This window comes from Pseudomonas sp. Pmew2, from assembly GCF_058129885.1.
Genome location: NZ_CM176702.1, coordinates 2,578,212 through 2,601,428, shown reverse-complemented (window position 1 = coordinate 2,601,428; position 23,217 = coordinate 2,578,212). Strand labels below are relative to the sequence as shown.

Annotated in this window: 29 protein-coding genes, 1 tRNA gene and 2 pseudogenes; 16 read left to right on the top strand and 16 right to left on the bottom strand. The window is 57.5% G+C overall.

Translation table 11 applies throughout. The features are described from left to right. Nucleotides 1-580: 580 nt before the first annotated feature. The 6 genes from AC4ANK_RS11765 (at nt 581) to AC4ANK_RS11740 (ending at nt 3,779) form a co-directional block, all read left to right on the top strand. Nucleotides 581-982: a helix-turn-helix domain-containing protein gene (locus AC4ANK_RS11765; RefSeq protein ID WP_003364229.1), complete on the top strand. Its 402-nt coding sequence runs from the start codon at nt 581-583 to the stop codon at nt 980-982. A gap of 31 nt (nt 983-1,013) precedes the next feature. Next, nucleotides 1,014-1,211, top strand: a complete 198-nt coding sequence (locus tag AC4ANK_RS11760) for a hypothetical protein (RefSeq protein WP_031595194.1) — start codon at nt 1,014-1,016, stop codon at nt 1,209-1,211. Between the two features lie 358 nt (nt 1,212-1,569). Beyond that, a complete protein-coding gene (locus AC4ANK_RS11755; RefSeq protein ID WP_031595196.1) occupies nt 1,570-1,908 on the top strand; it encodes a hypothetical protein in 339 nt (112 codons plus the stop codon). Then, nucleotides 1,908-2,498, top strand: coding sequence for a hypothetical protein (locus AC4ANK_RS11750; RefSeq protein ID WP_031595198.1), 591 nt, complete (start codon nt 1,908-1,910; stop codon nt 2,496-2,498). Before AC4ANK_RS11755 ends, AC4ANK_RS11750 begins: the two co-directional genes overlap by 1 nt. An 88-nt stretch (nt 2,499-2,586) precedes the next feature. Continuing rightward, the gene (locus AC4ANK_RS11745; protein ID WP_002553171.1) at nt 2,587-2,934 is read left to right on the top strand and encodes a YfdP family phage-associated protein; all 348 of its coding nucleotides are present in this window, start codon (nt 2,587-2,589) and stop codon (nt 2,932-2,934) included. Nucleotides 2,935-2,963: 29 nt separating this feature from the next. After that, nucleotides 2,964-3,779: a YfdQ family protein gene (locus AC4ANK_RS11740; RefSeq protein WP_031595200.1), complete on the top strand. Its 816-nt coding sequence runs from the start codon at nt 2,964-2,966 to the stop codon at nt 3,777-3,779. A gap of 136 nt (nt 3,780-3,915) precedes the next feature. Here AC4ANK_RS11740 and AC4ANK_RS11735 read toward each other — a convergent pair whose 3' ends face one another. After that, the gene (locus tag AC4ANK_RS11735; RefSeq protein WP_460382889.1) at nt 3,916-4,782 is read right to left on the bottom strand and encodes a hypothetical protein; all 867 of its coding nucleotides are present in this window, start codon (nt 4,780-4,782) and stop codon (nt 3,916-3,918) included. Between the two features lie 72 nt (nt 4,783-4,854). On the opposite strand from AC4ANK_RS11735, the gene AC4ANK_RS11730 reads away from it, so the two are divergent. After that, nucleotides 4,855-6,912, top strand: a complete 2,058-nt coding sequence (locus AC4ANK_RS11730) for a DNA cytosine methyltransferase (RefSeq protein ID WP_002553168.1) — start codon at nt 4,855-4,857, stop codon at nt 6,910-6,912. 209 nt (nt 6,913-7,121) lie between these two features. Beyond that, entirely contained in the window at nt 7,122-7,436 is a 315-nt protein-coding gene (locus AC4ANK_RS11725) for a hypothetical protein (protein ID WP_002553167.1), read from the top strand. A 100-nt stretch (nt 7,437-7,536) separates the two neighbouring features. Here AC4ANK_RS11725 and AC4ANK_RS11720 read toward each other — a convergent pair whose 3' ends face one another. Beyond that, nucleotides 7,537-7,884: a hypothetical protein gene (locus AC4ANK_RS11720; RefSeq protein WP_460385234.1), complete on the bottom strand. Its 348-nt coding sequence runs from the start codon at nt 7,882-7,884 to the stop codon at nt 7,537-7,539. On the opposite strand from AC4ANK_RS11720, the gene AC4ANK_RS11715 reads away from it, so the two are divergent. The 3 genes from AC4ANK_RS11715 to AC4ANK_RS11705 are packed head-to-tail and all read left to right on the top strand — an operon-like array spanning nt 7,856 to nt 9,408. After that, entirely contained in the window at nt 7,856-8,047 is a 192-nt protein-coding gene (locus AC4ANK_RS11715) for a hypothetical protein (RefSeq protein WP_031595204.1), read from the top strand. The genes AC4ANK_RS11720 and AC4ANK_RS11715 overlap by 29 nt on opposite strands. A gap of 36 nt (nt 8,048-8,083) precedes the next feature. Further along, a complete protein-coding gene (locus tag AC4ANK_RS11710) occupies nt 8,084-8,296 on the top strand; it encodes a hypothetical protein (RefSeq protein ID WP_005753573.1) in 213 nt (70 codons plus the stop codon). Further along, entirely contained in the window at nt 8,296-9,408 is a 1,113-nt protein-coding gene (locus AC4ANK_RS11705) for a tyrosine-type recombinase/integrase (RefSeq protein WP_460385215.1), read from the top strand. The genes AC4ANK_RS11710 and AC4ANK_RS11705 overlap by 1 nt, the downstream gene beginning before the upstream one ends. Before the next feature lie 88 nt (nt 9,409-9,496). Here AC4ANK_RS11705 and AC4ANK_RS11700 read toward each other — a convergent pair. The 9 genes from AC4ANK_RS11700 to thrS form a co-directional block, all read right to left on the bottom strand. Then, nucleotides 9,497-9,573 (bottom strand) — tRNA-Pro (locus AC4ANK_RS11700). 88 nt (nt 9,574-9,661) lie between these two features. Then, nucleotides 9,662-10,018: a MerR family transcriptional regulator gene (locus AC4ANK_RS11695; protein WP_002553165.1), complete on the bottom strand. Its 357-nt coding sequence runs from the start codon at nt 10,016-10,018 to the stop codon at nt 9,662-9,664. Continuing rightward, nucleotides 9,999-10,301 (bottom strand): integration host factor subunit alpha, encoded by a 303-nt coding sequence (ihfA, locus tag AC4ANK_RS11690; protein ID WP_002553164.1) that lies wholly within the window; start codon nt 10,299-10,301, stop codon nt 9,999-10,001. Before ihfA ends, AC4ANK_RS11695 begins: the two co-directional genes overlap by 20 nt. 3 nt (nt 10,302-10,304) lie before the next feature. Continuing rightward, the gene (pheT, locus tag AC4ANK_RS11685) at nt 10,305-12,683 is read right to left on the bottom strand and encodes a phenylalanine--tRNA ligase subunit beta (protein ID WP_460382892.1); all 2,379 of its coding nucleotides are present in this window, start codon (nt 12,681-12,683) and stop codon (nt 10,305-10,307) included. 28 nt (nt 12,684-12,711) lie between these two features. Further along, complete coding sequence (pheS, locus tag AC4ANK_RS11680; RefSeq protein WP_002553162.1) at nt 12,712-13,728, bottom strand: phenylalanine--tRNA ligase subunit alpha; 1,017 nt, start codon at nt 13,726-13,728, stop codon at nt 12,712-12,714. 104 nt (nt 13,729-13,832) lie between these two features. Next, a complete protein-coding gene (gene rplT, locus AC4ANK_RS11675) occupies nt 13,833-14,189 on the bottom strand; it encodes a 50S ribosomal protein L20 (RefSeq protein ID WP_002553161.1) in 357 nt (118 codons plus the stop codon). 29 nt (nt 14,190-14,218) lie between these two features. Next, nucleotides 14,219-14,413 (bottom strand): 50S ribosomal protein L35, encoded by a 195-nt coding sequence (rpmI, locus tag AC4ANK_RS11670; protein ID WP_002553160.1) that lies wholly within the window; start codon nt 14,411-14,413, stop codon nt 14,219-14,221. 60 nt (nt 14,414-14,473) lie between these two features. Further along, nucleotides 14,474-15,025 carry a translation initiation factor IF-3 gene (gene infC / locus AC4ANK_RS11665; RefSeq protein WP_170855886.1) on the bottom strand — a complete coding sequence of 184 codons (552 nt, stop codon included), beginning with the start codon at nt 15,023-15,025 and terminating at the stop codon, nt 14,474-14,476. Then, nucleotides 15,025-16,947 (bottom strand): threonine--tRNA ligase, encoded by a 1,923-nt coding sequence (gene thrS, locus AC4ANK_RS11660; protein ID WP_002553158.1) that lies wholly within the window; start codon nt 16,945-16,947, stop codon nt 15,025-15,027. Before thrS ends, infC begins: the two co-directional genes overlap by 1 nt. Before the next feature lie 360 nt (nt 16,948-17,307). Between thrS and AC4ANK_RS11655 the strand changes: the two genes are divergently transcribed. Together AC4ANK_RS11655 and AC4ANK_RS11650 are read left to right on the top strand one after the other, a co-directional pair. Further along, entirely contained in the window at nt 17,308-17,607 is a 300-nt protein-coding gene (locus AC4ANK_RS11655; protein ID WP_002553157.1) for a hypothetical protein, read from the top strand. A 301-nt stretch (nt 17,608-17,908) separates the two neighbouring features. Continuing rightward, entirely contained in the window at nt 17,909-18,121 is a 213-nt protein-coding gene (locus tag AC4ANK_RS11650) for a cold-shock protein (RefSeq protein WP_002553156.1), read from the top strand. Nucleotides 18,122-18,186: 65 nt separating this feature from the next. On the opposite strand, the gene AC4ANK_RS11645 is transcribed toward AC4ANK_RS11650, so the two are convergent. Then, nucleotides 18,187-18,528, bottom strand: coding sequence for an I78 family peptidase inhibitor (locus AC4ANK_RS11645; RefSeq protein ID WP_002553155.1), 342 nt, complete (start codon nt 18,526-18,528; stop codon nt 18,187-18,189). A gap of 309 nt (nt 18,529-18,837) precedes the next feature. Between AC4ANK_RS11645 and AC4ANK_RS11640 the strand changes: the two genes are divergently transcribed. Then, entirely contained in the window at nt 18,838-19,032 is a 195-nt protein-coding gene (locus AC4ANK_RS11640) for a hypothetical protein (RefSeq protein WP_460382895.1), read from the top strand. Nucleotides 19,033-19,059: 27 nt separating this feature from the next. Here AC4ANK_RS11640 and AC4ANK_RS11635 read toward each other — a convergent pair. Continuing rightward, nucleotides 19,060-19,617 (bottom strand): annotated as a pseudogene (locus AC4ANK_RS11635) (nucleoside hydrolase); the annotation flags it as partial. A gap of 94 nt (nt 19,618-19,711) precedes the next feature. On the opposite strand from AC4ANK_RS11635, the gene AC4ANK_RS11630 reads away from it, so the two are divergent. Further along, nucleotides 19,712-19,924 carry a hypothetical protein gene (locus tag AC4ANK_RS11630; RefSeq protein WP_460382897.1) on the top strand — a complete coding sequence of 71 codons (213 nt, stop codon included), beginning with the start codon at nt 19,712-19,714 and terminating at the stop codon, nt 19,922-19,924. Nucleotides 19,925-19,973: 49 nt separating this feature from the next. Continuing rightward, nucleotides 19,974-21,203, top strand: a complete 1,230-nt coding sequence (locus tag AC4ANK_RS11625; RefSeq protein WP_082301315.1) for an IS91 family transposase — start codon at nt 19,974-19,976, stop codon at nt 21,201-21,203. A 150-nt stretch (nt 21,204-21,353) separates the two neighbouring features. On the opposite strand, the pseudogene AC4ANK_RS11620 reads toward AC4ANK_RS11625, so the two are convergent. The 3 genes and pseudogenes from AC4ANK_RS11620 to rbsK all read right to left on the bottom strand — a co-directional run. Further along, nucleotides 21,354-21,851: pseudogene (locus AC4ANK_RS11620) on the bottom strand (nucleoside hydrolase); the annotation flags it as partial. A 22-nt stretch (nt 21,852-21,873) separates the two neighbouring features. Next, a complete protein-coding gene (gene rbsD / locus AC4ANK_RS11615) occupies nt 21,874-22,278 on the bottom strand; it encodes a D-ribose pyranase (protein WP_002553152.1) in 405 nt (134 codons plus the stop codon). Then, on the bottom strand, nt 22,275-23,195 hold the full coding sequence (rbsK, locus tag AC4ANK_RS11610) for a ribokinase (protein WP_031595216.1): 921 nt from the start codon (nt 23,193-23,195) through the stop codon (nt 22,275-22,277). Before rbsK ends, rbsD begins: the two co-directional genes overlap by 4 nt. Nucleotides 23,196-23,217 lie beyond the last annotated feature (22 nt).

Genomic DNA, 23,217 nt, shown 5'->3' with positions numbered 1-23,217 from the left:
TACGGTGATCGACAGGGGATAGCTGAGTACACGCAATCGTTGCTGGATTGCAACAAGCACGCTAGATCTGAGGGTGATGCCGCAGTTGCCAGGCTGAAAGCCGCAGGGGTAAGTGCAAGGCAGTCAGAATTGGCAAAGGATCTTTATGCTAAATGGGCGGCGTATCTTTCTACGATGAGTCCCTACAGCAGGCCAAACATCCGAGCTAAGGCGGACTACGTTACCGCCAAAGAGGCGCTGGCGACCGAGGTAAAATTCGCGCAGTAGCAATACATACCTTTTGACTAAAGCCCGCCATTGAGCGGGTTTTTTTTCGCCCTGCAAACATTATGTACTTTTGGTACTTGACTCATTATGAACTGATGGTTCATATTTCACCCACCGCAGCGACAAACCGCAGCGACACAAGACTGGTGAAGCCGCCAGATAGCACGGGATCAGCGAAGTGATCTCCCAGCCCCGGATAACGGGACCGACTGGACGAAGCTCTTTACAGAGAACGGAATCACCTGTTGGACAGCATCACTGAAGCACCTGGCTTGCCGGGTGCTTTGGGATGACAACCACCGAGTAAAACGTAATGGACACCACCATCGTATGTGGGGCATGGAGAGGCCACCTCGGCCGTGGTCTTGCGCCGCGAGAGTTGCAGTTTTTGTTGTCAGCCGCCCAGGGCTGCACAGCCAAGGAAATCGCCCGCACGTTCGGCATCGCGCCGGGCACGGTCGTCAAGCGGCTGTCGGTCGCCATGTTCAAGCTCGGCGTGAATCGCCAAACAGCGATGATCGCCGAGGCCATGCGCCGACAGATCATTTCCCCGCTCTGCCTGTTGTTCATGTCGGTGATCGTTCTGCACGCAGTGCTGGGCGATGAATCGATGAGGCGCGAGCGCAGAGCCCCCGAGTCACGCCGAGGCGGGTACGAACAGAAGATCAGCCGTAAGGGCTCGGACAAGCTCCGGCCAGTGGCGGCGATCTGCTGACCAACACCAATACAGTCCGGAGCAAGACAAGATGATCATCATCGAAGACAAGTTCACAGGCGGCGCGCAGGTGAGCATGGAGATGGACAAAGAGGCGAGCGAGCTGTTTGTGTTTCATTGCCCTGCTGGCCAAGGCTGCAAAGTTAGTAAGTGGCCTCTGGATAGTTACCACATGCCAATCGCGGTGGCTCATTACGAGCAGTGCTGCGAGCTGGAACGCACCGACTGAGCAACAGCTACACGTCGGCCTGACGAAAACTGCCCGAACCCTGTCATAGCGTCAGGCTGCATCGGAGATTGATCGGAGCGTGCCCAAGCGGGCTGCAGCGCTAGGATCGCAAAGCCCCGGAAAAGTCCTGAGCCGAATCTGTCGGCCAATACCTGAAACGCGGCGGAAATCAAGCAGGGGTAGCGCCCTGGTGTTCCGATCAATCTCCGATGCGGATGAGTTCAAACCGTTAAATCGGCCCCCTGCATCACCCTCCCCCCTAAATCAAACGACCGCATCGGCAGGTGCCAGGCCAGTCTCACGGCTGGGTTTGTTCACCCGCGCCTGTCATCTGACCAATGCGGTCAAGGAGCCTCACATGCATCAGACAATCAGCCAGCGTCGTGCAATCCTTGAAGGCCTGCGCCAGCGCTGTACCCTTTCCACTGCCGAGTTTTACGACAAGGTCGGCCGCAAGAATCCGGCAGCTCTGCCGCGCTTCACGGTCGTACCGAACGGCAATAACGAGTTCGGCATCGTCGAGCGCTCGACCGGCACTGTGCGCGGCGTGCATCGCGGGCACAGCGCGGCTTGCAAGGTCGCTCAGCAACTGGAAGCCCAGCCTGTACGTCAGCGGTCGTTCGCCACCCACGTGCTGCGCTGGACTGCTGCCATCGCCACCGGCCTGGCGCTGTTCGCCCTGTACGGTGCCAGCTGATGATCAGTCCAGAGCTGAGCATGATTCAGCGCAACAAAGAGCGGTCCGCCGTCCTCGAAGCCGAAGTGGCTGAGTTCCTGAAGAGCGGCGGCGTGATCGCCACGCTGCAGGGCTTCGCATACAAGCCAAGGCCCTATGGACGCATGATGCCGCCAGCAACGCCAGCGCCTCGCCGCCGGACCAAGGAAGCGATGCGCGCAGCTGCTCCACCGCCCCCTGAGCCGAATCTGCCACGGGGCCACGTCAGCGATGAGGTGGTCGCGCAGATCCGCCACATGGCACAGACAACCACGATCACCGATGTGAGCCGTAACACCGGGGTCAGCCACCACATGCTTCGCAAGATCGCCGCCGAGCACCGGTTCGAGTACAAGCGCTTCGATCCAAGCCCAGGCCTTGCGTGTGTGAAGGCCGAGCGCATAGACCCTGTCGCGGATGCGTTGAACGTGCTGCGCATCAAGGAAGCGCGAGACCGGGGGCTTTCGCGTTACGCCGCCAAGAACCTGATCGGCATCAGCAGCACGCTGATGGAGCGACTCATCGCCGACTTCAACATCGATTACCCGGCGAACAGGATTTACCGCAAGTGAGGCGCATGCAGTCCCGCGCCAACCATCGCCGCCGCCCTCTTCAACTCAACATCCCACCCAGTGGAATCAAGCCCCCGGAGAAACAACCATGTCGAAGCCGACAGACACCAGCGAATTCCTGAACGAACTGAATGGCGGGGCTTTCGCCAGCCAGATCGGCCACGCCCTTTCCGAAGTTGCCGCCGGTGTGGTCGACCACGGCAAGGCCGGGAAAGTGGTCATCACCCTGGACTTCTCGCAGATCGGCGAGTCCAGCCAGGTGAAGATCAAACACAAGCTCGATTACAAGGTGCCGACCAAGCGAGGCACCCGCAGCGAGAACACCAGCCTCGACACGCCAATGCACGTTGGCTCCGGCGGCAACATCACGCTGTTCGCCGAAAAGCACGACCAGCTGTTCACGCGTGACGATGCGCCAATCCCACGCCGCGACTGATCACCACCCCACCAAGCGAGACTTGAAATATGTCCCTCACAAAAGAAGCAATTCAACTGATCACTGACACCGCGCTGATCGCAGACGGCAAAGAGCTGAACACCGTCACGCCTACCATCGTGCTACCCGAAGGCGCGAAGATCGTGAACCTTGAGCAGTTCGGCGCAGGCCGCAGCCGCTTCCGTGGCACGTTCTCCACCAACTCCTTGGCGGACTTCGCCAAATACGTGTCCGACCGCGCAGTCGCCGACGCAAAAGGCTTCATCAATCAGGACGAAATGACCTGTTCGGTGCTGTTCAACCTGGGCAATGAGGAAGTGCCAGGCCACGCAGATGATCGCGCCGTGCTGAAGCTCAAGCCCACCGCTGCCTATCAGGCCGTGCAGGCGATCAGTGGCCGGGCCATGTCGCAGAAGGATATGAGCGACTGGATTGAAGACTGGCACAGCACCCTGTCGGCGGTCGGCGATGAGCTGCAGAACATCCCGTTGGCCAAAGCCATCGCCGCCGTGCGCACGATCACGGTCAAGGCGTCGTCGGAAAGCGATCACACCGTCAGTGAGACCCGCGCCAGCCGCAGCGCAATGGATGCAATCGAGGCAACCAGCAAGGAAACCCTGCCCACGTCGCTGATCTTCTCAGCCGTGCCGTTTGAAGGCCTGCAGCAGCGCGAAATCATCCTGCGAATCTCGGTCATCACGAGCGGCGCACAGCCGGTGTTGAAGCTGCGTTGGGTCGGGGAGGACGTGCAGCGCGAAGAGATTGCGCAAGAGTTCAAGTCAGTGCTCGACGCTCAGGTTGGTGAAGCGGCCAAGCTGGCACTTGGCACATTCAGCCCGAATTGAACGAATTCCATCTGGAGTAAATCCAGCCTCAGTATGGCGCGCAGCCCTGTCTCCGAGTAGCACGGCTGCGCTGATATTTTCTTTCGAATCCTGACGCTTCGGCATCGTAAACCGCATGGCTGTCCTCATTGTCAGCTTACCCCAGTGTTGACATATATCGCGGAAGCCAATTATCTCCATATAGAACTTGGCTCCGCACCATTTTGGCAACAGCATGGAACTGCGGGTGAATTCCAGAAATAGTATTCTGAAGAGGAAACAGTTCAAAACCAACATGCAGCCCATCCGTAAAGCAATTAGCAAACGTTCCTCCGCCCAATGGGCCTCCGATCACTAGTTCGGTTGCGCTGGCAGATATTTGTACACACCCATATGTCATATTAAGCCGCTCAATTATTAGTCCAGAAGGTGGCTCTGCGACTAGCTTAAGCACGATATTGCCAGGCCCATTCCTTATAACTATAGACCTCCCCTCAGTAACAACACCCCAACTATCTACTGAAGCCCTCCACTCGTTTTTATCAATTACGAGTGTAGGTCTTCCATTGGTATCAAAGAATGTACCGCTCAACAAAAAGGTCTCACCCTCTACTTCTGGCGGATCTATACGAAGAATATCCGTCCCAAAAATACGAAGTGGGATCCGGCAGGTCCTGAGTGTCGCACCACCGATCGTGATAAAAGGATGATCTCCGCAGAAGTCAAAGCAATCTCTGGAAAATCCTTCCTTTAAGGCGGCAGGAGATTTCATAGCCCGCTTAACTTTTTCTTTCGAGTACATGCCAGTCGTCACCCTTCCATGGCAGCCTGGACACAAAAGCGTAATAAATGCAGCGTCGTGCTCTTCGGCATCCTTAAATTCGGGATCTACGTGCTCATATTGCACAATTCCTGTGCCGCATATGACACACCCAAATCCTGAATTAATTCGAACAGCACGCCTAACAGCAGCCGAAATTTTTCTTGATAGACCGTGTTTATTAACTTTCTTTTTGTCTGTCATCGGCCTGCTCCATAGCGAAGCGTCATAAATACACCACCTTAACGACTCACGCCACCCCGGCGAGGATGAACTATGTCCGCTCACCAGAAGAAACACCTCTTCGATTTTAAAACCCAGTACGGCCTTGGCTTCGATCCGCAAGACGATGAGATCGTTGTGGACTTCTTCTGCGGTGGCGGCGGCGCCGGTACCGGGCTGGAAATGGGCCTTGGGCGCACCGTCAGTGTGGCCAAGAATCACAGCCCGGCAGCGATCAGCATGCACACCGTGAATCACCCGGGCGCGAAGCACTTCACGACCGATGTATTCGACGGCGATCCGGATACCGAATGCGGTGGCAAGGCCGTGGGCTGGTTCCACATGAGCCCGGATTGCACCCACCACAGCCAGGCCGCTGGCGGTCAGCCGCGCAAACGCGAGATCCGCAACCTGTCTTGGATCGGCTTGAAGTGGGCAGGCAAGAAGAAACCCCGCGTCATCAGCCTGGAGAACGTGAAGCAGATCCTGCAATGGGGTCCGCTGGTCGCCAAGCGTTGCAAGTCAACCGGTCGGGTAGTGAAGCTGGGCGGCGGTGTTGCTGCACAGGGTGAGGTTGTGCCGGTCGACCAGCAGTTTCTGGTGCCAGACCCTGCCCGGCGCGGCCAAACGTGGGCGGTGTTCGTGGCCGAGCTGGAGCGCCTGGGCTATGCCGTCGAATGGCGCGTGATCCGAGCGTGCGACTTCGGTGCGCCCACCAGCCGGGAACGCCTGTTCATGATTGCCCGCTGCGATGGGCAGCCGATTGTGTGGCCGGAGCCTACGCACGCCAAGCGTCCCGCCAAAGGCCAGAAGCCTTGGAAGACCGCCGCCGAATGCATCGACTTTACAGACCTCGGCAAAAGCATATTCGGACGCAAGAAAGACCTGGCACCGGCTACCTTGCGCCGGGTCGCCAAGGGCATGAAAAAGTTCGTCATCGACAACCCGGCCCCGTTCATCGTCCCGATTGCGAACTGGTCAGGCGAGACGGTGCAACCCGCCAACGAGCCGCTGCGCACGGTGACGTCATATCCAAAGGGCGGCGCTTTCTCGGTCGTCAGCCCAGTCATCGCGCCAGCAACCCATCAAGGTAGCGACCGCATCAACGACCCGTTGGAGCCATTGCCGACGATCACCTGCGCCAACCGTGGTGAGCTGACGCTGATCAGCCCTACCCTGATCCAGTCAGGTTATGGCGAACGTGAAGGCCAGCAGCCTCGCGTGCCGGGAATCGATCAGCCTCTAGGCACCGTTGTCGCTGGCGGCGTTAAGCACGCGCTTGCAGCGGCGCATCTGGTGAAGTTTCGATTCAACGATGCAGGCAAAGCGCTGGATGAGCCCCTGCCAACCATTACCAGTGGCGGGAACTACCAACGGCCCGCTGGTGCAGCTCACGCAATGGGTGTGTCCACGGTGTTCATGGCTCAAATGAACGGCGGCTTCAACACAACCCACGCCAAGGGTGTCGACGAACCCATGACGACGGTCACCAACACCGGAAGCCAGCAGCAACTGGTAGCCGCAAACCTGGTGCACCTGCGCGGTAACTGTGATGCGCGGGACGTCAGCGACCCTCTGCACACAATCAGCGCCGGCGGCCAGCACCACGGACTGGTCACCGCGTTCATGGAAAGGCAGTTCGGCGCCAGCGTAGGCCAGCCTCTGGATGAGCCAGCGCCTACCGTTACGGCAGGTGGTGGCGGTAAAAGCTCTGTCGTATCGCTCAGGCTCTCCCCAGAGCATGAGGAAGGCGCACTTCGCGTCGCCGCGTTCCTGATCAGCTATTACGGGACCGAGAACGTAAGCGGCGCGGGCGAACCAGCGCCCACGATCACGACCAAGGATCGCTTGGCGCTGGTCACCGTCATGGTCAAGGGCACGCCCTACGTGATCGTCGACATCTGCCTTCGGATGCTCAAGCCGTCGGAGCTGTACAAGGCTCAGGGCTTCCCAGCCGACTACGTCATCACCCATGGTGCAGACGGCAAGCCGTTCACCAAAACTCAACAGGTCCACATGTGCGGCAACAGCGTGAGCCCGCCGCCTATGGCAGCGCTCGCTCGAGCGAACGACCCGTGGCGCACATCAGCTCAACATCAGGTGGCAGCATGATCAACAGGCCAACCTGCTGGCGTGCAGCGGCCCAGGCAGTGCCGAAACAACCGAGTATCACCGCCGAAAGGCCGTTAATTGAACTCATAAAGCGCTTCTCCAAGGGTTTGACAGGGCCTCACTTTTGCCCGGTGCGCCCCAACACCCCGCAGTAACCACCCCCTCTCAATCAATTCAATGTCAGCCGCGTGTGCGGCAAGGACGAAGTCATGCCCGAAGAAAAGTTGATTGGCCCCGTCGAAGTCACTCGCGACGAAGACGGCTACTGGTATCACCCAGGAATCCCGAATTTCGATGAAGACCATGCCGCCTACAAAGCGTGGCTTGATGGCCAGCAGCTGCAGGTGGTCGGCTGGCACATGGATGCCGAACTTGAATCGCACCCGTACTGGGAAGAAGGGGCAGCCAACTGCCTCGGCTGGGAGCCTGAAGCACCCGCTGAGCCCGGCTGGTTCCTTCTGGGCATCTTCGACACGGACGATGGCCCATACGCGCAGTGGGCTCGGCGGGTGGTGACGCCATGACCCAGGCCAAGGAATTCTACTCTCCCGAGCAAGCCGCTAAGCACGCAGCTGAGTGGTGCAAGCGCCATCCAGCATGGCGCCGGATCTGTGATATCCCAGATCACTCAGTGTTCGTGAAACCTACGATGAGATCAGTAAGCGTGAGCGCGCGTACTGGGATCAGAACGGCGGCGAAGAGTGCTGGCGCGAATTCGGGGTCGAGAGAAAAAAGGTGCCTACGGGGTTTATCTCCGGGAAGGGCGAATTTTACGACAGCGTGCTCAAGGTTCCGCTTCATCACAACCTGATGATGGTTTTCCGCGTCGGCAAAAACTGGAAGCCATAACCCCCCTTCCCTACAGAGCCTGCTGGTGATCGGCGGGCGAGGTGTACCCATGAAAGCATCAATAAAAATGCAGCCGAGCGGTTCAGGAATCACGATGGGCTGCGTTTTCCCCAGCGCGATCAAGTGTCCCAAGTGCGATTACAAGGGGCACGCCCAATTGACCACCAAACGGCGAGCGTACTGCCCGGTCTGTTTCGACGAGTTCATTCGCCAGCACGTGCCAGAGCTGATCCCCGACCCAGAAGGAAAACCCTTCGACCCCAATAGCCAGTTTGTTTACCTCTAACCCCTTCCGCCGCCAGCGCGGCCCGGAGCCAAGAAAATGAGAAAAGAACTGATCAAGATCAGTGAGTTTCAGCGTCGGCGCTGGGGCGAGAACGGCACGCCGCCGTGCCCCCAGGCGATCCGAAATTACATCCGCAACGGCCAGCTCCCAGGTGAGCAAATCGGAAAGCTCTGGTATATCGACTGGGCCGCCTACAACAAAGCAGCAGGCAATGACCTGATCGCGATGGTATTGAAAGGAGCTGCATGATGGTCCCCCGGCCGCGCAACAAATCAAACAAGGGCCTGCCCCAGAATCTGTACATGGACGACCGGCGCGGAACCTATCGATATCGCAGGCCGACTGACGGCAAGTGGTTTCAGTTTGGGACCGACCGCGTCAAAGCGGTCGACGCGGCTAAGCAACTGAATCTGGCATTCATGCAGGGGGCCGATCTGGTCGAAACGGTACTGGGCGTGACCTCTGAATCGTTTGCTGGCTTCCTTGATCACTATGAAGCAACCGTGCTGCCGCCGAGGGAACTGGCGAAAGGAACACTTCAGCTGTACGCGGTTCACTTTCGGCGTTTCCGGAAAGCGTTTGAAGGCAAGGCCGTGGATCAGATCAGCATCCGCATGGTTGCTGTGATGCTCGACGAATTGACGCCGCGTACCGCCAATCAGTGCCGAGCCCTGCTAATCGACATATTCAATCATGCCGCTGCTAAAGGCTTGTGCCCGGACAATCCTGCGACCAGCACCATCAACCGAATCGAAAAGAAACAGCGCAAGCGCCATACCGTCGAGGGCCTGAAACTAATACGCGAGAAGTCGCCGGCCTGGCTACGGAACGCGATCGATCTGGCACTGATCACAGCCCAGCGCCGAACCGACATTTTGGACATGAAGTTTGAGGACGTGCGGGAAGGCTTTCTATATGTCATCCAGCAGAAGACGGCCAAGGCCAGTGACGCAGCCTGGATTCGATTCCGAGTGACGCCAGAGTTGCAGGCTGTCATCAGTCGGTGCCGAGACAACGTGGCTTCGCCCTATCTCGTTCACCGGCGCCCGGAGCGCCTGAAGCAAAAGCAGGCCCAGACCAAGGATCACTGGACGAAGATCGAAGAGCGATATTTGACACGCGCGTTCAAGGCAGCGCGAGAGGATGCTGGGTGCTACGCGGATTGGAGTGACGAGGAAATGCCGGGCTTTCATGAAGTGCGGGCACTGTCACTGCACCTGTACAAGAAAGCCGGAAAGGACGGGCAAAAGATCGCAGGGCATGCGAGCGAGGACATGACGAAAAACTACCAGAAAGACCACGCCGAAATCGTCTGGTCAGAGGCAGTTCCCGACCTCGATATCAGCCAGTTTTCGAATTAGTTTTGCGCAAGTTTTGCGCGGGTTTTGCGCAGGCCGGAAATCAAAAAGGGGATCAGCACCGTAAGTGACTGATCCCCTTAACAAAATATGGTCGGGACGGAGTGATTCGAACACTCGACCCCTAGCACCCCATGCTAGTGCGCTACCGGACTGCGCTACGCCCCGACTAGGCGTCTATCTGTTTTGCAACCTGCGAAAACGTTGAGAAATATACCCTAAGCATTTGAATTTTGGAAGTATCCTGGTTGCTCAATTACGCTTTGAGCATAACCAGTACGTCTTCCAGCTCGGCAATCATCTGCCGGATCATCTGCTTGTACTGCTGGGTATCGTCCTTCGGTTCCCCGGTGGTAAGACGAAGTCGGGCACCACCAATGGTGAAGCCCTGATCGTAGAGCAAGCCGCGGATCTGACGGATCATCAGCACGTCCTGGCGCTGATAATACCGGCGGTTTCCGCGTCGCTTGACGGGGTTGAGTTGAGGAAACTCCTGCTCCCAATAACGCAAAACGTGCGGTTTTACCGCGCAGAGCTCGCTAACCTCACCGATGGTGAAGTAGCGTTTGCCGGGGATCGGCGGTAGCTCATCGTTATGACTTGGTTCCAGCATATGCCTCAACTCGGGCCTTCAGCTTCTGCCCTGGACGAAAGGTGACCACACGGCGCGCCGTAATCGGAATTTCTTCACCGGTCTTGGGATTTCTCCCAGGCCGTTGGCGCTTGTCTCGAAGGTCGAAGTTGCCAAAACCTGACAACTTCACCTGCTCGTTATCTTCCAGAGCGTGCCTGATTTCTTCAAAAAACAGTTCAACCAGTTCCTTGGCTTCCCGTTTATTCAGGCCCAGCTCTTCGTACAGACGTTCGGCCATCTCAGCTTTCGTCAGAGCCCCCATACGCTACTTCCTTAACGTGGCGTTTAACCTCTCCTCAAGCGAGGTGAGGATAGCAAGTGTCGTTGCGTTTACCTCATCGTCATTAAGAGTGCGCGATGGATGCTGCCAGGTCAAGCCGACTGCAAGGCTTTTTCTATGCGGATCAATGCCTTTACCCTGGTAAACATCAAATAACCTGAGGTCTGTGAGCCACTCGCCTGCATTTTCACGAATAACGTCCAGAACGGCACTGGCCGAAACGTCGCGATCAGCCAGCAATGCCAGGTCGCGACGCACTTCCGGGAAGCGCGACAGCTCGTGGAATTTCGGCAGACGGCCTGTCGATACTTCAGCCAGAACCAGCTCGAAAACAAAGACCGGACGATCCAGGCCCAGGGTTTTCGACAGTTCCGGGTGAATGGCACCCAGGAAGCCGACTTCGCGACCATCACGCTCGATGCGAGCTGTCTGGCCTGGGTGCAAGGCGGGATGCTGGCCCGGTTTGAAGGTGAACTCACCCAGCGCACCGGCAAACCCCAGAACCGCTTCGACGTCAGCCTTGACGTCGAAGAAGTCGACCGCATCACGGCCTTGCGCCCAACCTTCCGGCAGACGGCTGCCGCATACCACACCCGCCAGCATCGGCTCTTGCTTCAAGCCGTCAAGCTGACCGACGAAGCGCAGGCCGCTTTCGAACATGCGTACGCGGTCCTGCTGGCGGTTGAGGTTGTGCTGCAGCGCTTTGACCAGACCCGGCCATAGCGAGGCGCGCATGGCGGCCATGTCATTGGAAATCGGGTTGGCCAGCAACAGTGGCTTGGCGCCCGGCGAGAACAGTTCGAACCATTTCGGGTCAATGAAGCTGTAAGTAATAGCTTCCTGATAACCGCGGGCAACCAGCAGGCGGCGCAGCTCGGGCAGATCGCCCTTGGCTTCGGCCTTGGCCTGAGGAGCAAGACGGGCTTGCGGGTAGCGGACCGGCAGACGGTTGTAACCGTACAGACGTGCCAGCTCTTCGATCAGATCTACCTCAAGGCTAATGTCGAAGCGATGACTTGGCACTTCTACACGCCACTGGCCGTCGGCTTCGGCAGCCACAGCAAGGCCCAGACCTGTCAGCAGACGCTCGATTTCGGCGTTTTCAATGACCAGACCGAGCATCTGCTCGACGCGACTGGCGCGCAACGTAACCGGAGCAATCGATGGCAAATGCTGTTCGCTGACCACTTCTGTTATCGGACCAGCCTCACCACCGATGATTTCCAGCAGCAGGCCAGTCGCACGCTCCATGGCTTCACGGGCCAGTTGCCAGTCAACACCACGCTCGTAACGGTGCGAGGCATCGGTGTGCAGACCGTAGGAACGCGCCTTGCCAGCCACCGAGATGGTGTCGAAGAAAGCACTTTCCAGGAAGATGTCACGAGTACCGGCAGTTACGCCGCTATGCTCGCCACCCATGACACCGGCAATTGCCAGAGCACGCTGGTGGTCGGCAATGACCAGGGTGTCGGCACGCAGGCTGACTTCCTGACCGTCGAGCAGAACGAGCTTCTCGCCCTCCTCCGCCATGCGCACACGAATGCCGCCGTTGATTTCGGCCAGATCGAAAGCATGCAGAGGCTGACCCAGCTCGAGCATCACATAGTTGGTGATATCGACAGCGGCATCGATGCTGCGCACGTCGGAACGACGCAGACGCTCGACCATCCACAACGGAGTAGGACGCGACAGATCAACGTTGCGGATGACGCGGCCCAGGTAACGCGGGCATGCAGCCGGAGCCAATACTTCAACCGGGCGCACTTCATCGTGTACAGCAGCGACAGCAGCGATCTGCGGACGGGTCACGTCAGCGGCGTACAACGCGCCGACTTCACGCGTCAGGCCTGCTACTGACAAACAGTCGCCACGGTTCGGGGTCAGGTCGACCTCAATGCTGGCGTCATCCAGGTTCAGGTAGACACGAATGTCTTCACCGACCGGCGCATCGGCGGCCAGCTCCATCAGGCCATCATTACCCTCGCCGGCCTGCAACTCGGCAGCCGAACACAGCATGCCGTTGGACTCGACGCCACGCAGCTTGGCTTTCTTGATCTTGAAATCGCCCGGAAGCTCGGCGCCGATCATGGCAAATGGAATTTTCAGACCGGGTCGCACGTTCGGCGCGCCACACACAACCTGAAAGGTTTCGCTGCCATTGCTGACCTGGCACACGCGCAGCTTGTCGGCATCGGGGTGTTGTTCGGTGCCCAGCACCTCACCCACGACCACCCCACTGAAAACGCCGGCGGCCAGCGTGACGCTGTCAACCTCAAGACCGGCCATCGACAGACGAGCAACCAGCTCGTCGCGGGAAACCTGCGGGCTTACCCAGCCACGCAGCCATTGTTCACTGAATTTCATCCTGCTCTCCTGAAAGGTTAGTTACGACTTAGCGAAATTGCGCGAGGAACCGCAAATCGTTGTCGAAGAACAGGCGCAAATCATTGACGCCGTAACGCAGCATGGCCAGACGCTCTACGCCCATGCCGAACGCGAAGCCCTGAAACTCTTCAGGGTCGATGCCCGACATGCGCAGCACGTTCGGGTGGACCATACCGCAGCCCATGACTTCAAGCCAGCCAGTCTGCTTGCAGACACGGCAGCCCTTGCCGCTGCACATCACGCATTCCATATCCACTTCTGCCGACGGCTCGGTGAACGGGAAATACGAAGGACGGAAGCGCACGGCCAGCTCTTTCTCGAAGAACACCCGCAGAAATTCTTCGATGGTGCCTTTCAGGTCGGCAAAGTTGATGTCGCGATCAACCAGCAGACCTTCGATCTGGTGGAACATCGGCGAGTGGGTGATATCGGAGTCGCTACGGTACACACGGCCTGGGCAGACAATGCGGATCGGCGGCTGTTGCGATTCCATGGTGCGGACCTGTACCGGTGAGGTATGGGTGCGCAGCAGCATGTTCGCATTGAAATAGAAGGTGTCATGCATCGACCGGGCCGGGTGATGGCCTGGGATGTTGAGCGCCTCGAAGTTGTGGTAATCGTCTTCGACTTCAGGGCCTTCGGCGATGCCGTAGCCAATGTGCGTGAAGAATTGTTCGATACGTTCCAGAGTACGGGTAATCGGGTGCAGACCACCGGAGGTCTGGCCGCGGCCCGGCAGGGTCACGTCGATGCATTCGGCGGCGAGTTTGGCAGTCAGTTCTGCCTGCTCGAACGATGCCTTGCGTGCATTGAGAACCTCTGTGACACGCTCCTTGGCAACGTTGATCAGCGCACCGACTTGCGGACGCTCTTCAGCTGGCAGGTTCCCCAGGGTCTTCATCACCTGAGTCAACTCGCCTTTCTTGCCGAGGTAGTGAACCCGGATTTGCTCCAGGGCATTGATATCTTCGGCGCTTTGCACAGCCTCAAGAGCTTGAGAGACCAGCGCGTCCAGGTTTTCCATGTACAGACTCCAGATACAAAATAGGGGAAGAGCTGAAGGCTCTTCCCCTATTTATGACGTTTAACACCGACCCCGGAGAACCGGGGCCAGTGATTGTCGGGGACTTAGGCCAAGGTGGCTTTAGCTTTCTCGACAATCGCAGCAAACGCCGCTTTTTCGTTCACTGCCAGATCAGCCAGAACCTTACGGTCGATCTCGATGGACGCTTTTTTCAGGCCGGCAATGAAACGGCTGTAGGACAGACCGTTAACACGAGCACCAGCGTTGATACGAGCGATCCACAGAGCGCGGAACTGACGTTTTTTCTGACGACGGTCACGGTAGGCGTATTGGCCTGCCTTGATTACCGCTTGCTTGGCAACACGGAATACGCGTGAACGCGCGCCGTAGTAGCCTTTTGCAAGTTTCAGAATTTTTTTGTGACGCTTACGGGCAATGACGCCACGCTTTACACGAGCCATGAGTTACTTCCTCTATATCTTGATCAAAATTAACGAAGGCGCAGCATGCGCTCGACTTTTGCCACGTCAGACGGATGCAGCAAGCTGCTACCGCGCAGTTGACGCTTACGCTTTGTCGACATTTTGGTCAGGATGTGGCTCTTGAAAGCGTGTTTGTGCTTGATGCCGTTGGCGGTTTTCAAAAACCGCTTAGCTGCACCACTTTTAGTCTTCATCTTTGGCATGTTCGGATACTCCGCATTCAGTTGATAAATATAACCGCAAGGCCTGCCGTGCCCTGGTGGTTATTTCTTCTTTTTCGGGGCGATGACCATGATCAGCTGGCGTCCTTCCATCTTAGGATGCTGTTCGACGGAACCGTATTCGAGCAGGTCACCTTCAACCCGCTTCAACAGCTCCATACCCAGCTCCTGGTGGGCCATCTCACGACCGCGGAATCTCAACGATACCTTGGCCCTGTCCCCGTCACTCAGGAAACGTACCAGGTTGCGTAGTTTTACCTGGTAATCCCCTTCCTCCGTCCCTGGACGAAACTTGATTTCTTTAACCTGGATCTGCTTCTGGTTTTTCTTCGCTGCAGCAACCTGCTTCTTCTTCTCGAAGATCGATTTGCCGTAATCCATCACACGGCAGACCGGAGGAAGTGCGTCGGCAGAAATCTCTACCAGATCCAGCTTAGCCTCTTCGGCAATACGAAGCGCTTCATCAATCGAGACGATGCCAATCTGCTCGCCGTCAGCGCCAATTAAACGAACCTCGCGGGCCGAGATATTTTCATTGATCGGGGCCTTGGGTGCAGCTCGTTTATCTTGTCTCATTTCACGCTTAATAATAATTACTCCGTATCTTGGCGACCACGCCGGGAAACCGCTTGTGCGAGGAATTCAGCGAATTGGGCAACCGGCATCGAGCCAAGGTCAGCGCCTTCACGTGTACGCACAGCGACAGTTTGCATTTCAACCTCCCGATCTCCAATCACGAGGAGATAAGGAACCTTGAGCAAAGTATGCTCGCGGATTTTAAAGCCGATCTTTTCATTTCTCAAGTCGGACTTGGCACGAAACCCGCTTTCAGCCAGAGTTTTTTCCACTTCAAGGGCAAAATCGGCCTGTTTGTCAGTGATATTCATGATCACTGCCTGAGTAGGCGCCAGCCAGGCTGGAAACGCGCCCTCGTAATGCTCGATCAGAATTCCGATGAAACGCTCGAAAGACCCAAGGATCGCACGGTGCAACATGACCGGATTCTTGCGACTGTTGTCTTCCGAAACGTACTCGGCGCTCAAACGGATCGGCAAGTTGAAGTCCAGCTGCAAGGTGCCGCACTGCCAGACCCGGCCGAGGCAGTCCTTCAGGGAAAACTCGATTTTCGGACCGTAGAACGCGCCTTCGCCCGGCTGCAGATCATAGGGCAGACCAGCACTGTCGAGCGCAGAGGCCAGCGCCGTCTCGGCACGGTCCCAAAGCTCGTCGGAGCCTACACGCTTTTCAGGGCGAGTGGACAATTTGAGTTCGATGTCCTTGAAACCGAAATCGGCGTAGACATCCAGCGTCAGCTTGATGAATGCGGCAGATTCGGCCTGCATCTGATCTTCGGTACAGAAGATATGAGCATCGTCCTGAGTGAAGCCACGCACACGCATGATGCCATGCAAGGCCCCCGACGGCTCGTTACGGTGGCAGGCACCGAACTCGGCCAGACGCATCGGCAGCTCGCGATAGCTCTTCAGGCCCTGATTGAACACCTGCACGTGGCAAGGGCAGTTCATCGGCTTGATCGCGTAGTCGCGGCTCTCGGACTCGGTGGTGAACATGTTGTCAGCGTAGTTGGCCCAGTGCCCGGATTTCTCCCAGAGCGAGCGATCGACCACTTGTGGGGTCTTTATCTCGAGGTAGCCATTCTCGCGCTGCACTTTGCGCATGTACTGCTCGAGCACCTGATACAGGGTCCAGCCCTGCGGATGCCAGAACACCATACCCGGCGCTTCTTCCTGGGTATGGAACAGGCCGAGGCGCTTGCCGATCTTGCGATGATCGCGCTTTTCGGCTTCTTCGATGCGCTGAATGTAGGCAGCCAGCTGCTTCTTGTCAGCCCAGGCAGTGCCGTAGACACGCTGCAATTGCTCGTTCTTGGCGTCACCGCGCCAGTAGGCACCGGACAGCTTGGTCAGCTTGAACGATTTCAGGAAACGCGTATTCGGCACGTGCGGGCCACGGCACATGTCGACGTATTCTTCGTGGTAATACAGGCCCATGGCCTGCTCGTTCGGCATGTCTTCGACCAGGCGCAGCTTGTAGTCTTCATGACGGGCGGTGAACACCTCGATCACTTCAGCGCGCGGGGTGACTTTCTTGATGACGTCGTAATCTTTTTCGATCAGCTGCTGCATGCGCTGCTCGATCGCCGCCATGTCGTCAGGCGTGAACGGGCGCTCGTAGGCGATATCGTAATAGAAGCCGTCGTCGATCACCGGGCCGATGACCATTTTTGCAGTCGGATACAACTGCTTGACCGCATGCCCGACCAGGTGAGCGCAAGAGTGACGGATTATTTCCAGTCCTTCCTGATCCTTGGGGGTGATGATCTGCAGGCTGGCATCGTTTTCGATCAGGTCGCAGGCGTCGACGAGCTTGCCGTCAACCTTGCCGGCCACGGTGGCCTTGGCCAGCCCGGCACCGATTGAAAGCGCGACATCGGCTACGGAAACCGCATGATCGAATGAACGTTGACTGCCGTCGGGAAGAGTAATAGTTGGCATGGCGCCTCCTCTCCTAGTGGTGACCCCTACCAAAGGTCACGTGGGTTGGGATGAGCCAGTACGTGATCCGGTGGTATGCCTGCCTCACAGTGGCAGGAGCCTTGGGGCCAACCTTGAACCGGACCAGATGACTGGAATGTACGAAAAACCTGCCTGCGTCGCGTCCAAAGCCATCAGCCATGGGGACACTTGAAAATAACAGGACGCGCATCCTAGCACAGCTCGGCCGACACCGGACGTTCATATGCGTAAATCACGCCAAATAACACGTCACCTGAACTGGCAGGCGTGATGGGCGTCTTAACCAGTCAGGATCCTGTACGTTTCCTTGTTCACTAAAGTCAGCAAAAGGAGAACACCATGAAGCTTTCCCGTCTGTCCGCACTCCTCGCCTGCGCCGCCGTCATGGCCCCTTGGGGCGCTCAGGCTGCCATGGAAAAAACCGTGCAAGACACGTTCACCCAGGAATGCATCGCTGCGGCGAATCAGCACAAGCAAGATGCCAAGGCCGCGCAGGCTCATTGCGATTGCAGCGCCCGGGTAGTGAACAAGGAGTTTTCTCAGCAGGAAATCGAAGCATTGAGCAGTAACGATAGCGCTCCTGCCCCTGCATTGACGCAAAAACTGCAGAAACTGGTTGCCGAAAACTGCACCAAATAAAAATAAATCATTTTTTTTAACGCAGTAAAGCAGATGCCTGAAATGCCGAGAGCTACGCCCCGCCGCCAACCTGAAAGCCTTGCAGAGCGGGGCTTTCAGCATATCCCGAATAGTCTTGATGCAAGACTGGCAGAGACATCATTTAGCCACTTTATGTGTATGACGCTTTGCATATGCAGCGACCCAGACTAAAGAGATCACCTTAGTAGCTGTCTTTTTGCGCATTTCGACTATGATAGGCCCGTGTGCCCAGTTGGCCTGAGCAGCACGTTATTGAAAATTATGTTTCTGGAGATACACCATGTCTAATCGCCAAACCGGCACCGTAAAATGGTTCAACGATGAAAAAGGCTTCGGCTTTATCACTCCACAGGGTGGCGGTGACGACCTGTTCGTACACTTCAAAGCGATCGAAAGCGACGGTTTCAAAAGCCTGAAAGAAGGCCAGACCGTTTCTTTTGTTGCTGCTAAAGGCCAGAAAGGCATGCAGGCAGAACAAGTCCGCGTTGACTGATTCATTCGGCGCAAAAAAACCCCGTCACTGACGGGTTTTTTTATGCGCCACAGAAAAGTGCCGACTCAACCGCAGTTGATGCGTGTCACCTTTCCCGAAGCGTCGGTATTGACGTTTACCCGCTCGGATCGGTATTCCAGCGTAACCATATCGTCAGGCCCGAGAATGCGGGCATCCTGAGAACCGGTACGGGCGCGCACTTGTGACAGAAGGTCGATGGACGCTGGCTTGCCGATTGCGAACTGGCCAAGCCCTGCATCACAACGGCCAGGTATCGCGTTACTGGCGGATGCGGGTGCGTCTGCCTTGACGGACGCTTCAGCGCCCTTATCAGAGGACGTGCTGCTGCATCCTGCCAGCAACGACGCCACGACCACAAAACCCAATGTTGCGAACTTCCGGGGCATACACCCTCCTCTGCCAATAAAACATTCCAGACCTGTCCGACCGCACTCAGGCGCGTTGGTTGCACACCTAAGTTGAGAAGCCATCGGTAACCTGTTGATCTGCCTGGGCCGAGAGTCTGCCTTGGGATCACACAAGGCGCGCGGTGAAATCGTCACAAAACGTTTACAACCTATGGCCATAGACTCGGACTATCGGGATGAGATGTAAGTAGAAGTGTCAAAATGTGCGCGGGATGGTTTACTGCGAGAGACGCAAGCGCCGGGAAGCGAACAGCGTAGTGCGTGACCCTTTACTGGAGATCAACAGACATGACAGCCATAACTCTGGATGCAGACATCAAGGCCAGATGGCCTCAGGGCCACTGCTCGCACAGCCCCGGAAACCCGGAAGAGCTGATAATCATTGCCGTCGACCTGCTGATCAAGGAACTGGGCACCGAGGGTGCCCGCGCCTTCATCAGCCAGGTACTGAGCCGTTATGCCACGGCAGGGCTGCCGGTCTGATGCACCTGTTGCAGCCCGCGTGATGGGTTACTTCAGTCGCGCCAGACGCTCGGTCAGCAGATCGAAGAAACCCTGAGCGTTGCCATTCTCGACCCAGAATACATTCTGCGGCTGCTTGAGCGTGCCGTACCAGTCAGCCACCGTCTGGCCGAAACCAATGCCCTCGCGGGTGTCGACCGCAACGTTGATCTGCCGCCCGGAAAACAACTCGGGCTTGAGCAACCAGGCAATGACACTGGCGTCGTGAACCGGCCCACCGGGCAAGCCGTAATGCTCCATGTCCAGTTTGACGTATTCATTGAGAATGCCGTCGACCAGCTTGCCGGCGTTATTGCCCAGTGCGGCAATCTGCTTGAGGCGTTGTTCGCTGGTCAGGATCTTGTGGGTCACGTCCAACGGTACGTAAGTAAGCTTCACACCACTGGCCAGAACGATCTGCGCAGCATGCGGGTCAGCAAACAGGTTGAATTCGGCAACCGGCGTGATGTTACCGCCGTTGAAATGCGCGCCCCCCATGACCACCACTTCCTTGATGCCCTGGGTGATTTCCGGTGCCTGCACGAGCGCCAGCGCCAGGTTGGTCTGCGAACTGGGCAGCCTGCGGCTGCAAATTGTGGGATTTTGAAATCGGTTATCATAGCCGAAATCGAGTCGATCCCTCCTCAGCACAGGCTTACACATGGCGTCAGAGACCAAAAAACGTAAACGGGCGAGCCGGGCAAAAGCCAAGGCAAAGCAGACCCGTCTCCAACGCGCCGGGCATACTACCTTCGTGCCCGATACCGACTTTTCCTTCGATATCGATCCTTTCGGTGATGTCGATCTTTGTAGTTGCTGCCAGACAACGTATCTGAACGACATGTTTCCCGACGCTTCTTGCGTAAGCGTTTAGATGAGAGAAGGGCCAGGCGGATTCGCCATCACCGCCGTCATTCACCACGATGAGGAGCCGCCCTGCTGACGTGGCCTCTGCACCGCCTGCTTACAAACCTCGACCGCTCAAAAACCTCTTCACGGCCAACGGCTGCTGGGCAGATTTGCTGGAAGCCGGCGGTCTGCGCCAAATCGAAGTGGAGTCGATCAGCAAAATGCTCGCCTGCGGCACCTCGATACTGGGCGTCAAACACTACACCTGTGCCAATGAGCATTGCCCGCACGTCAAATACCTGTGCAACACCTGCCATTGCCGGGCCTGTCCTTCCTGCGGCAAAAAGGCCACCGACCAGTGGATCGCCGTGCAAAACAACCGTCTGCCCGACTGCCCCTGGCAGCATCTGGTGTTCACGCTGCCCGACACGCTGTGGTCCCTGTTCTTCTACAACCGCTGGCTGCTCGATGCGCTGTTTCGTCTGGCGGCCGATAACCTGATCTACACCGCCAAGCGGCGCGGTTTGCGCGTCGGGATTTTCGGTGCGCTGCACACCTATGGCCGGCGGCTCAACTGGCATCCCCACGTCCACCTGTCGGTGACCGCGGGCGGCCTGGATGAGCAGGGCGTCTGGAAAAATCTGTCGTTCCACAAAGAGGCCCTGCGGCGGCGCTGGATGTGGCTGGTGCGCGATTACCTGCTGGGACAGCCGCTTTCGCAATTGACGATGCCGCCGCAGCTGGCCCACATCCACTGTGAAAGCGACTGGCGCCGTCTGATACTGACCGCTGGTGGCCAGCACTGGCACATCCACTTGTCGAAGAAGACGAAAAACGGCCGAAAGACCGTCAATTACCTGGGCCGCTACCTGAAAAAACCGCCCATCTCGGGCAGCCGATTGGCCCATTACACCAACAGCGCGACCTTGAGTTTTACCTACCTGGATCACCGCACCAAGACCTATCAGCAGGAAACGCTGAGCCAGACCGACATGCTGCGCCGGGTGGTGCAGCACATCCCGGAGAAGCACTTTCGGATGATCCGGTATTTTGGATTTCTGGCCAACCGCGTCTGTGGCCGACAGCTACCCCGGGTGTATGAGGCGCTACGCATGGAAAGGCGTGGCAAAGCGCCAAAACTGTATTTTGCGCAGATGAGTAAAGCGTTCTTGCATCGGGATCCGTTCAGCTGCGTGCTGTGCGGAGCGCGGATGGTGTACACCGCAGCCATCGCCGGCCTGACCGTGCAGGGCCTGGTCAACAATGCCCACAGCATCGCGCAATTGAGGTACGTGCCGGCCTGATACGGGAGAGGTGCGTCCAAAATCTGGAAAAGGTAAAGAAAAGTCGCTTTCAATCCATTTTTCGGCGTGGGTGATGGGTAAAAAAAGCTTTTTGCCGCCATCGACGCCACGTTGGCATCACGCCGAGGGGACCTTTTTTGGCGGATTACCTTGTATAGGAATTATTGAAATTCCTATACATGGACCGAGCATGGCGATAGTGATGCTGTGCGGCTTGGCCTTGCTCAAGGTGCGGATCAGGTAATCGACTGCATTACCGTCGGCCAACCCCTTGGCTGGCTCATGCACGGGCACGCCGGGCAACCCCTCCTGACCGTGAACGTTTTCGGCGTAGATAGGTGTGCGCACCAACGGTTTGGGCGCACCGGCATACACCGGCACTTCTTCACGCCCGGCCCATTCACGCGCCAGCCTGGCATTGCGCGAGGTCTTGTCCAGACGGACATTGCCGGCCACGGTGGTGATCGCCATCACGTTCAATTCTTCGGGTGACGCCAGCGCCAGCAGCAACGCAACGACGTCGTCCGCGCCAGGGTCGGTATCGATGATCAGATCACGCTTTTCTGCCGCCTGAACGGCAGCGCTACTCAGTATGGACAAGAGCAATGCTCCACGAATGAACTGTCTGGAAAACTGCATCAACGTCATATGAAACTCCCTTTCTTGATAGCTAGAACACAACTCCGGAAACCAGCGCCACATTACTGTACGGCTGGCATTCTCCGGTACGGATGATTGCCCTGGCCTTGCGGCTCAATACTTTCAGGTCCTCATGGCTTATCCAGCGCTGCTGACCCAATTGATCATCGAGGTTCAGGCTTTCGATGACCTGCAATGCGGGAGGTTTGACCTCGGCCATTTCGTTGGCCAGCACATGGCTTTCGACCTGCATCTCACTCAGCACCACGTCCAGCACACTGACGAAATCAGGTACGCCGCGAGTCAGCGCCAGGTCGATCAGCTCGACGCCTGCCGGTACTGGCATTCCAGCGTCGACGATCATCAGGATGTCGCCATGCCCCAGCGACGCAATGACGCGAGACAGGGCAATGTTGAGTAGCGGGGTCTTTTTCATAGTGAATCGAATTCCTTTACTTCCTCGAACGTCGGGATGGACGGCTGGGCACCCGCGCGGGTCACGGATATGGCTGCCGCGGCCTGACCGAAGCGAATGGCCTGCGATTCACTCTGACCCGCCGCCAGTGCTGCGGCAAAACCACCGACAAAGGTATCACCTGCAGCGGTGGTGTCCACGGCCTGTACACGACGCGCAGGGATATGTTCCACGCCCGCAGCACTGGCGAACAGGGTTCCACGCTCACCCAGGGTAATGATTACGTTGCGCGCCCCGGCCGCCAGCATGGCCGCTGCCGCCTCTTCAGCCGCCGCCGAGGAGTCGACAGTCACACCGGTCAGGGTCTGTGCCTCGCTTTCATTGGGGATCAGATAGTCGATCAGGCCATACCAGTTTGCCGGCAAAGGCTCGCTGGCCGGGGCAGGATTGAGAATGACGGTCTTGCCCAGCGCGCGGGCGCGGGTAAGGGTGTGGAAAACTGTTTCAGTCGGTACTTCAAGCTGGCAAATGACGATCCCGGAACCCGCCAGCAATGCGTCGAAACGCTCGATCAATGCCGGAGTGAGCCGACCATTGCCTCCAGCAACGATGACAATTGCATTCTGACTGCTGGCGTCGACCACAATCGAAGCGATCCCGGTGGACACGCCTTCAACGACCGTCACGGCCTGACAGTCGATATGCTCGGCCAGCAGTGCTGCACGCAGCTGTTCCCCGCAGGCATCGGCCCCCACACAGCCGATCATCGCCACACTGCCACCCAGGCGCGCTGCGGCAACTGCCTGGTTGGCGCCTTTACCGCCAGGCACGGTGTCGAACGTCTCCCCGCTCAGCGTCTCGCCGGGGCGCGGCAGACGCTGGGCGCGGATGACCAGATCCATGTTCAGGCTGCCCACTATCACTATTTTTGCTTGCATGTCTCATTAATCCGTTGCTGTG

Bases quoted from the DNA above. Each gene is read 5' to 3' on its own strand.
- AC4ANK_RS11725 (WP_002553167.1), top strand. From the start codon at position 7,122: ATGCCCGAAGAAAAGTTGATTGGCCCCGTCGAAGTCACTCGCGACGAA.
- ihfA (WP_002553164.1), bottom strand. From the start codon at position 10,301: ATGGGGGCTCTGACGAAAGCTGAGATGGCCGAACGTCTGTACGAAGAG.
- AC4ANK_RS11760 (WP_031595194.1), top strand. From the start codon at position 1,014: ATGATCATCATCGAAGACAAGTTCACAGGCGGCGCGCAGGTGAGCATG.
- AC4ANK_RS11650 (WP_002553156.1), top strand. From the start codon at position 17,909: ATGTCTAATCGCCAAACCGGCACCGTAAAATGGTTCAACGATGAAAAA.
- pheS (WP_002553162.1), bottom strand. From the start codon at position 13,728: ATGGAAAACCTGGACGCGCTGGTCTCTCAAGCTCTTGAGGCTGTGCAA.
- AC4ANK_RS11765 (WP_003364229.1), top strand. From the start codon at position 581: ATGGACACCACCATCGTATGTGGGGCATGGAGAGGCCACCTCGGCCGT.
- AC4ANK_RS11625 (WP_082301315.1), top strand. From the start codon at position 19,974: ATGAGGAGCCGCCCTGCTGACGTGGCCTCTGCACCGCCTGCTTACAAA.
- pheT (WP_460382892.1), bottom strand. From the start codon at position 12,683: ATGAAATTCAGTGAACAATGGCTGCGTGGCTGGGTAAGCCCGCAGGTT.
- rbsK (WP_031595216.1), bottom strand. From the start codon at position 23,195: ATGCAAGCAAAAATAGTGATAGTGGGCAGCCTGAACATGGATCTGGTC.
- AC4ANK_RS11750 (WP_031595198.1), top strand. From the start codon at position 1,908: ATGATCAGTCCAGAGCTGAGCATGATTCAGCGCAACAAAGAGCGGTCC.
- AC4ANK_RS11710 (WP_005753573.1), top strand. From the start codon at position 8,084: ATGAGAAAAGAACTGATCAAGATCAGTGAGTTTCAGCGTCGGCGCTGG.
- AC4ANK_RS11730 (WP_002553168.1), top strand. From the start codon at position 4,855: ATGTCCGCTCACCAGAAGAAACACCTCTTCGATTTTAAAACCCAGTAC.
- AC4ANK_RS11715 (WP_031595204.1), top strand. From the start codon at position 7,856: ATGGGCTGCGTTTTCCCCAGCGCGATCAAGTGTCCCAAGTGCGATTAC.
- AC4ANK_RS11655 (WP_002553157.1), top strand. From the start codon at position 17,308: ATGAAGCTTTCCCGTCTGTCCGCACTCCTCGCCTGCGCCGCCGTCATG.
- AC4ANK_RS11755 (WP_031595196.1), top strand. From the start codon at position 1,570: ATGCATCAGACAATCAGCCAGCGTCGTGCAATCCTTGAAGGCCTGCGC.
- AC4ANK_RS11745 (WP_002553171.1), top strand. From the start codon at position 2,587: ATGTCGAAGCCGACAGACACCAGCGAATTCCTGAACGAACTGAATGGC.
- AC4ANK_RS11630 (WP_460382897.1), top strand. From the start codon at position 19,712: ATGGCGTCAGAGACCAAAAAACGTAAACGGGCGAGCCGGGCAAAAGCC.
- AC4ANK_RS11640 (WP_460382895.1), top strand. From the start codon at position 18,838: ATGACAGCCATAACTCTGGATGCAGACATCAAGGCCAGATGGCCTCAG.
- AC4ANK_RS11735 (WP_460382889.1), bottom strand. From the start codon at position 4,782: ATGACAGACAAAAAGAAAGTTAATAAACACGGTCTATCAAGAAAAATT.
- rplT (WP_002553161.1), bottom strand. From the start codon at position 14,189: ATGGCTCGTGTAAAGCGTGGCGTCATTGCCCGTAAGCGTCACAAAAAA.
- AC4ANK_RS11705 (WP_460385215.1), top strand. From the start codon at position 8,296: ATGGTCCCCCGGCCGCGCAACAAATCAAACAAGGGCCTGCCCCAGAAT.
- rbsD (WP_002553152.1), bottom strand. From the start codon at position 22,278: ATGAAAAAGACCCCGCTACTCAACATTGCCCTGTCTCGCGTCATTGCG.
- AC4ANK_RS11645 (WP_002553155.1), bottom strand. From the start codon at position 18,528: ATGCCCCGGAAGTTCGCAACATTGGGTTTTGTGGTCGTGGCGTCGTTG.
- AC4ANK_RS11695 (WP_002553165.1), bottom strand. From the start codon at position 10,018: ATGCTGGAACCAAGTCATAACGATGAGCTACCGCCGATCCCCGGCAAA.
- AC4ANK_RS11740 (WP_031595200.1), top strand. From the start codon at position 2,964: ATGTCCCTCACAAAAGAAGCAATTCAACTGATCACTGACACCGCGCTG.
- rpmI (WP_002553160.1), bottom strand. From the start codon at position 14,413: ATGCCAAAGATGAAGACTAAAAGTGGTGCAGCTAAGCGGTTTTTGAAA.
- thrS (WP_002553158.1), bottom strand. From the start codon at position 16,947: ATGCCAACTATTACTCTTCCCGACGGCAGTCAACGTTCATTCGATCAT.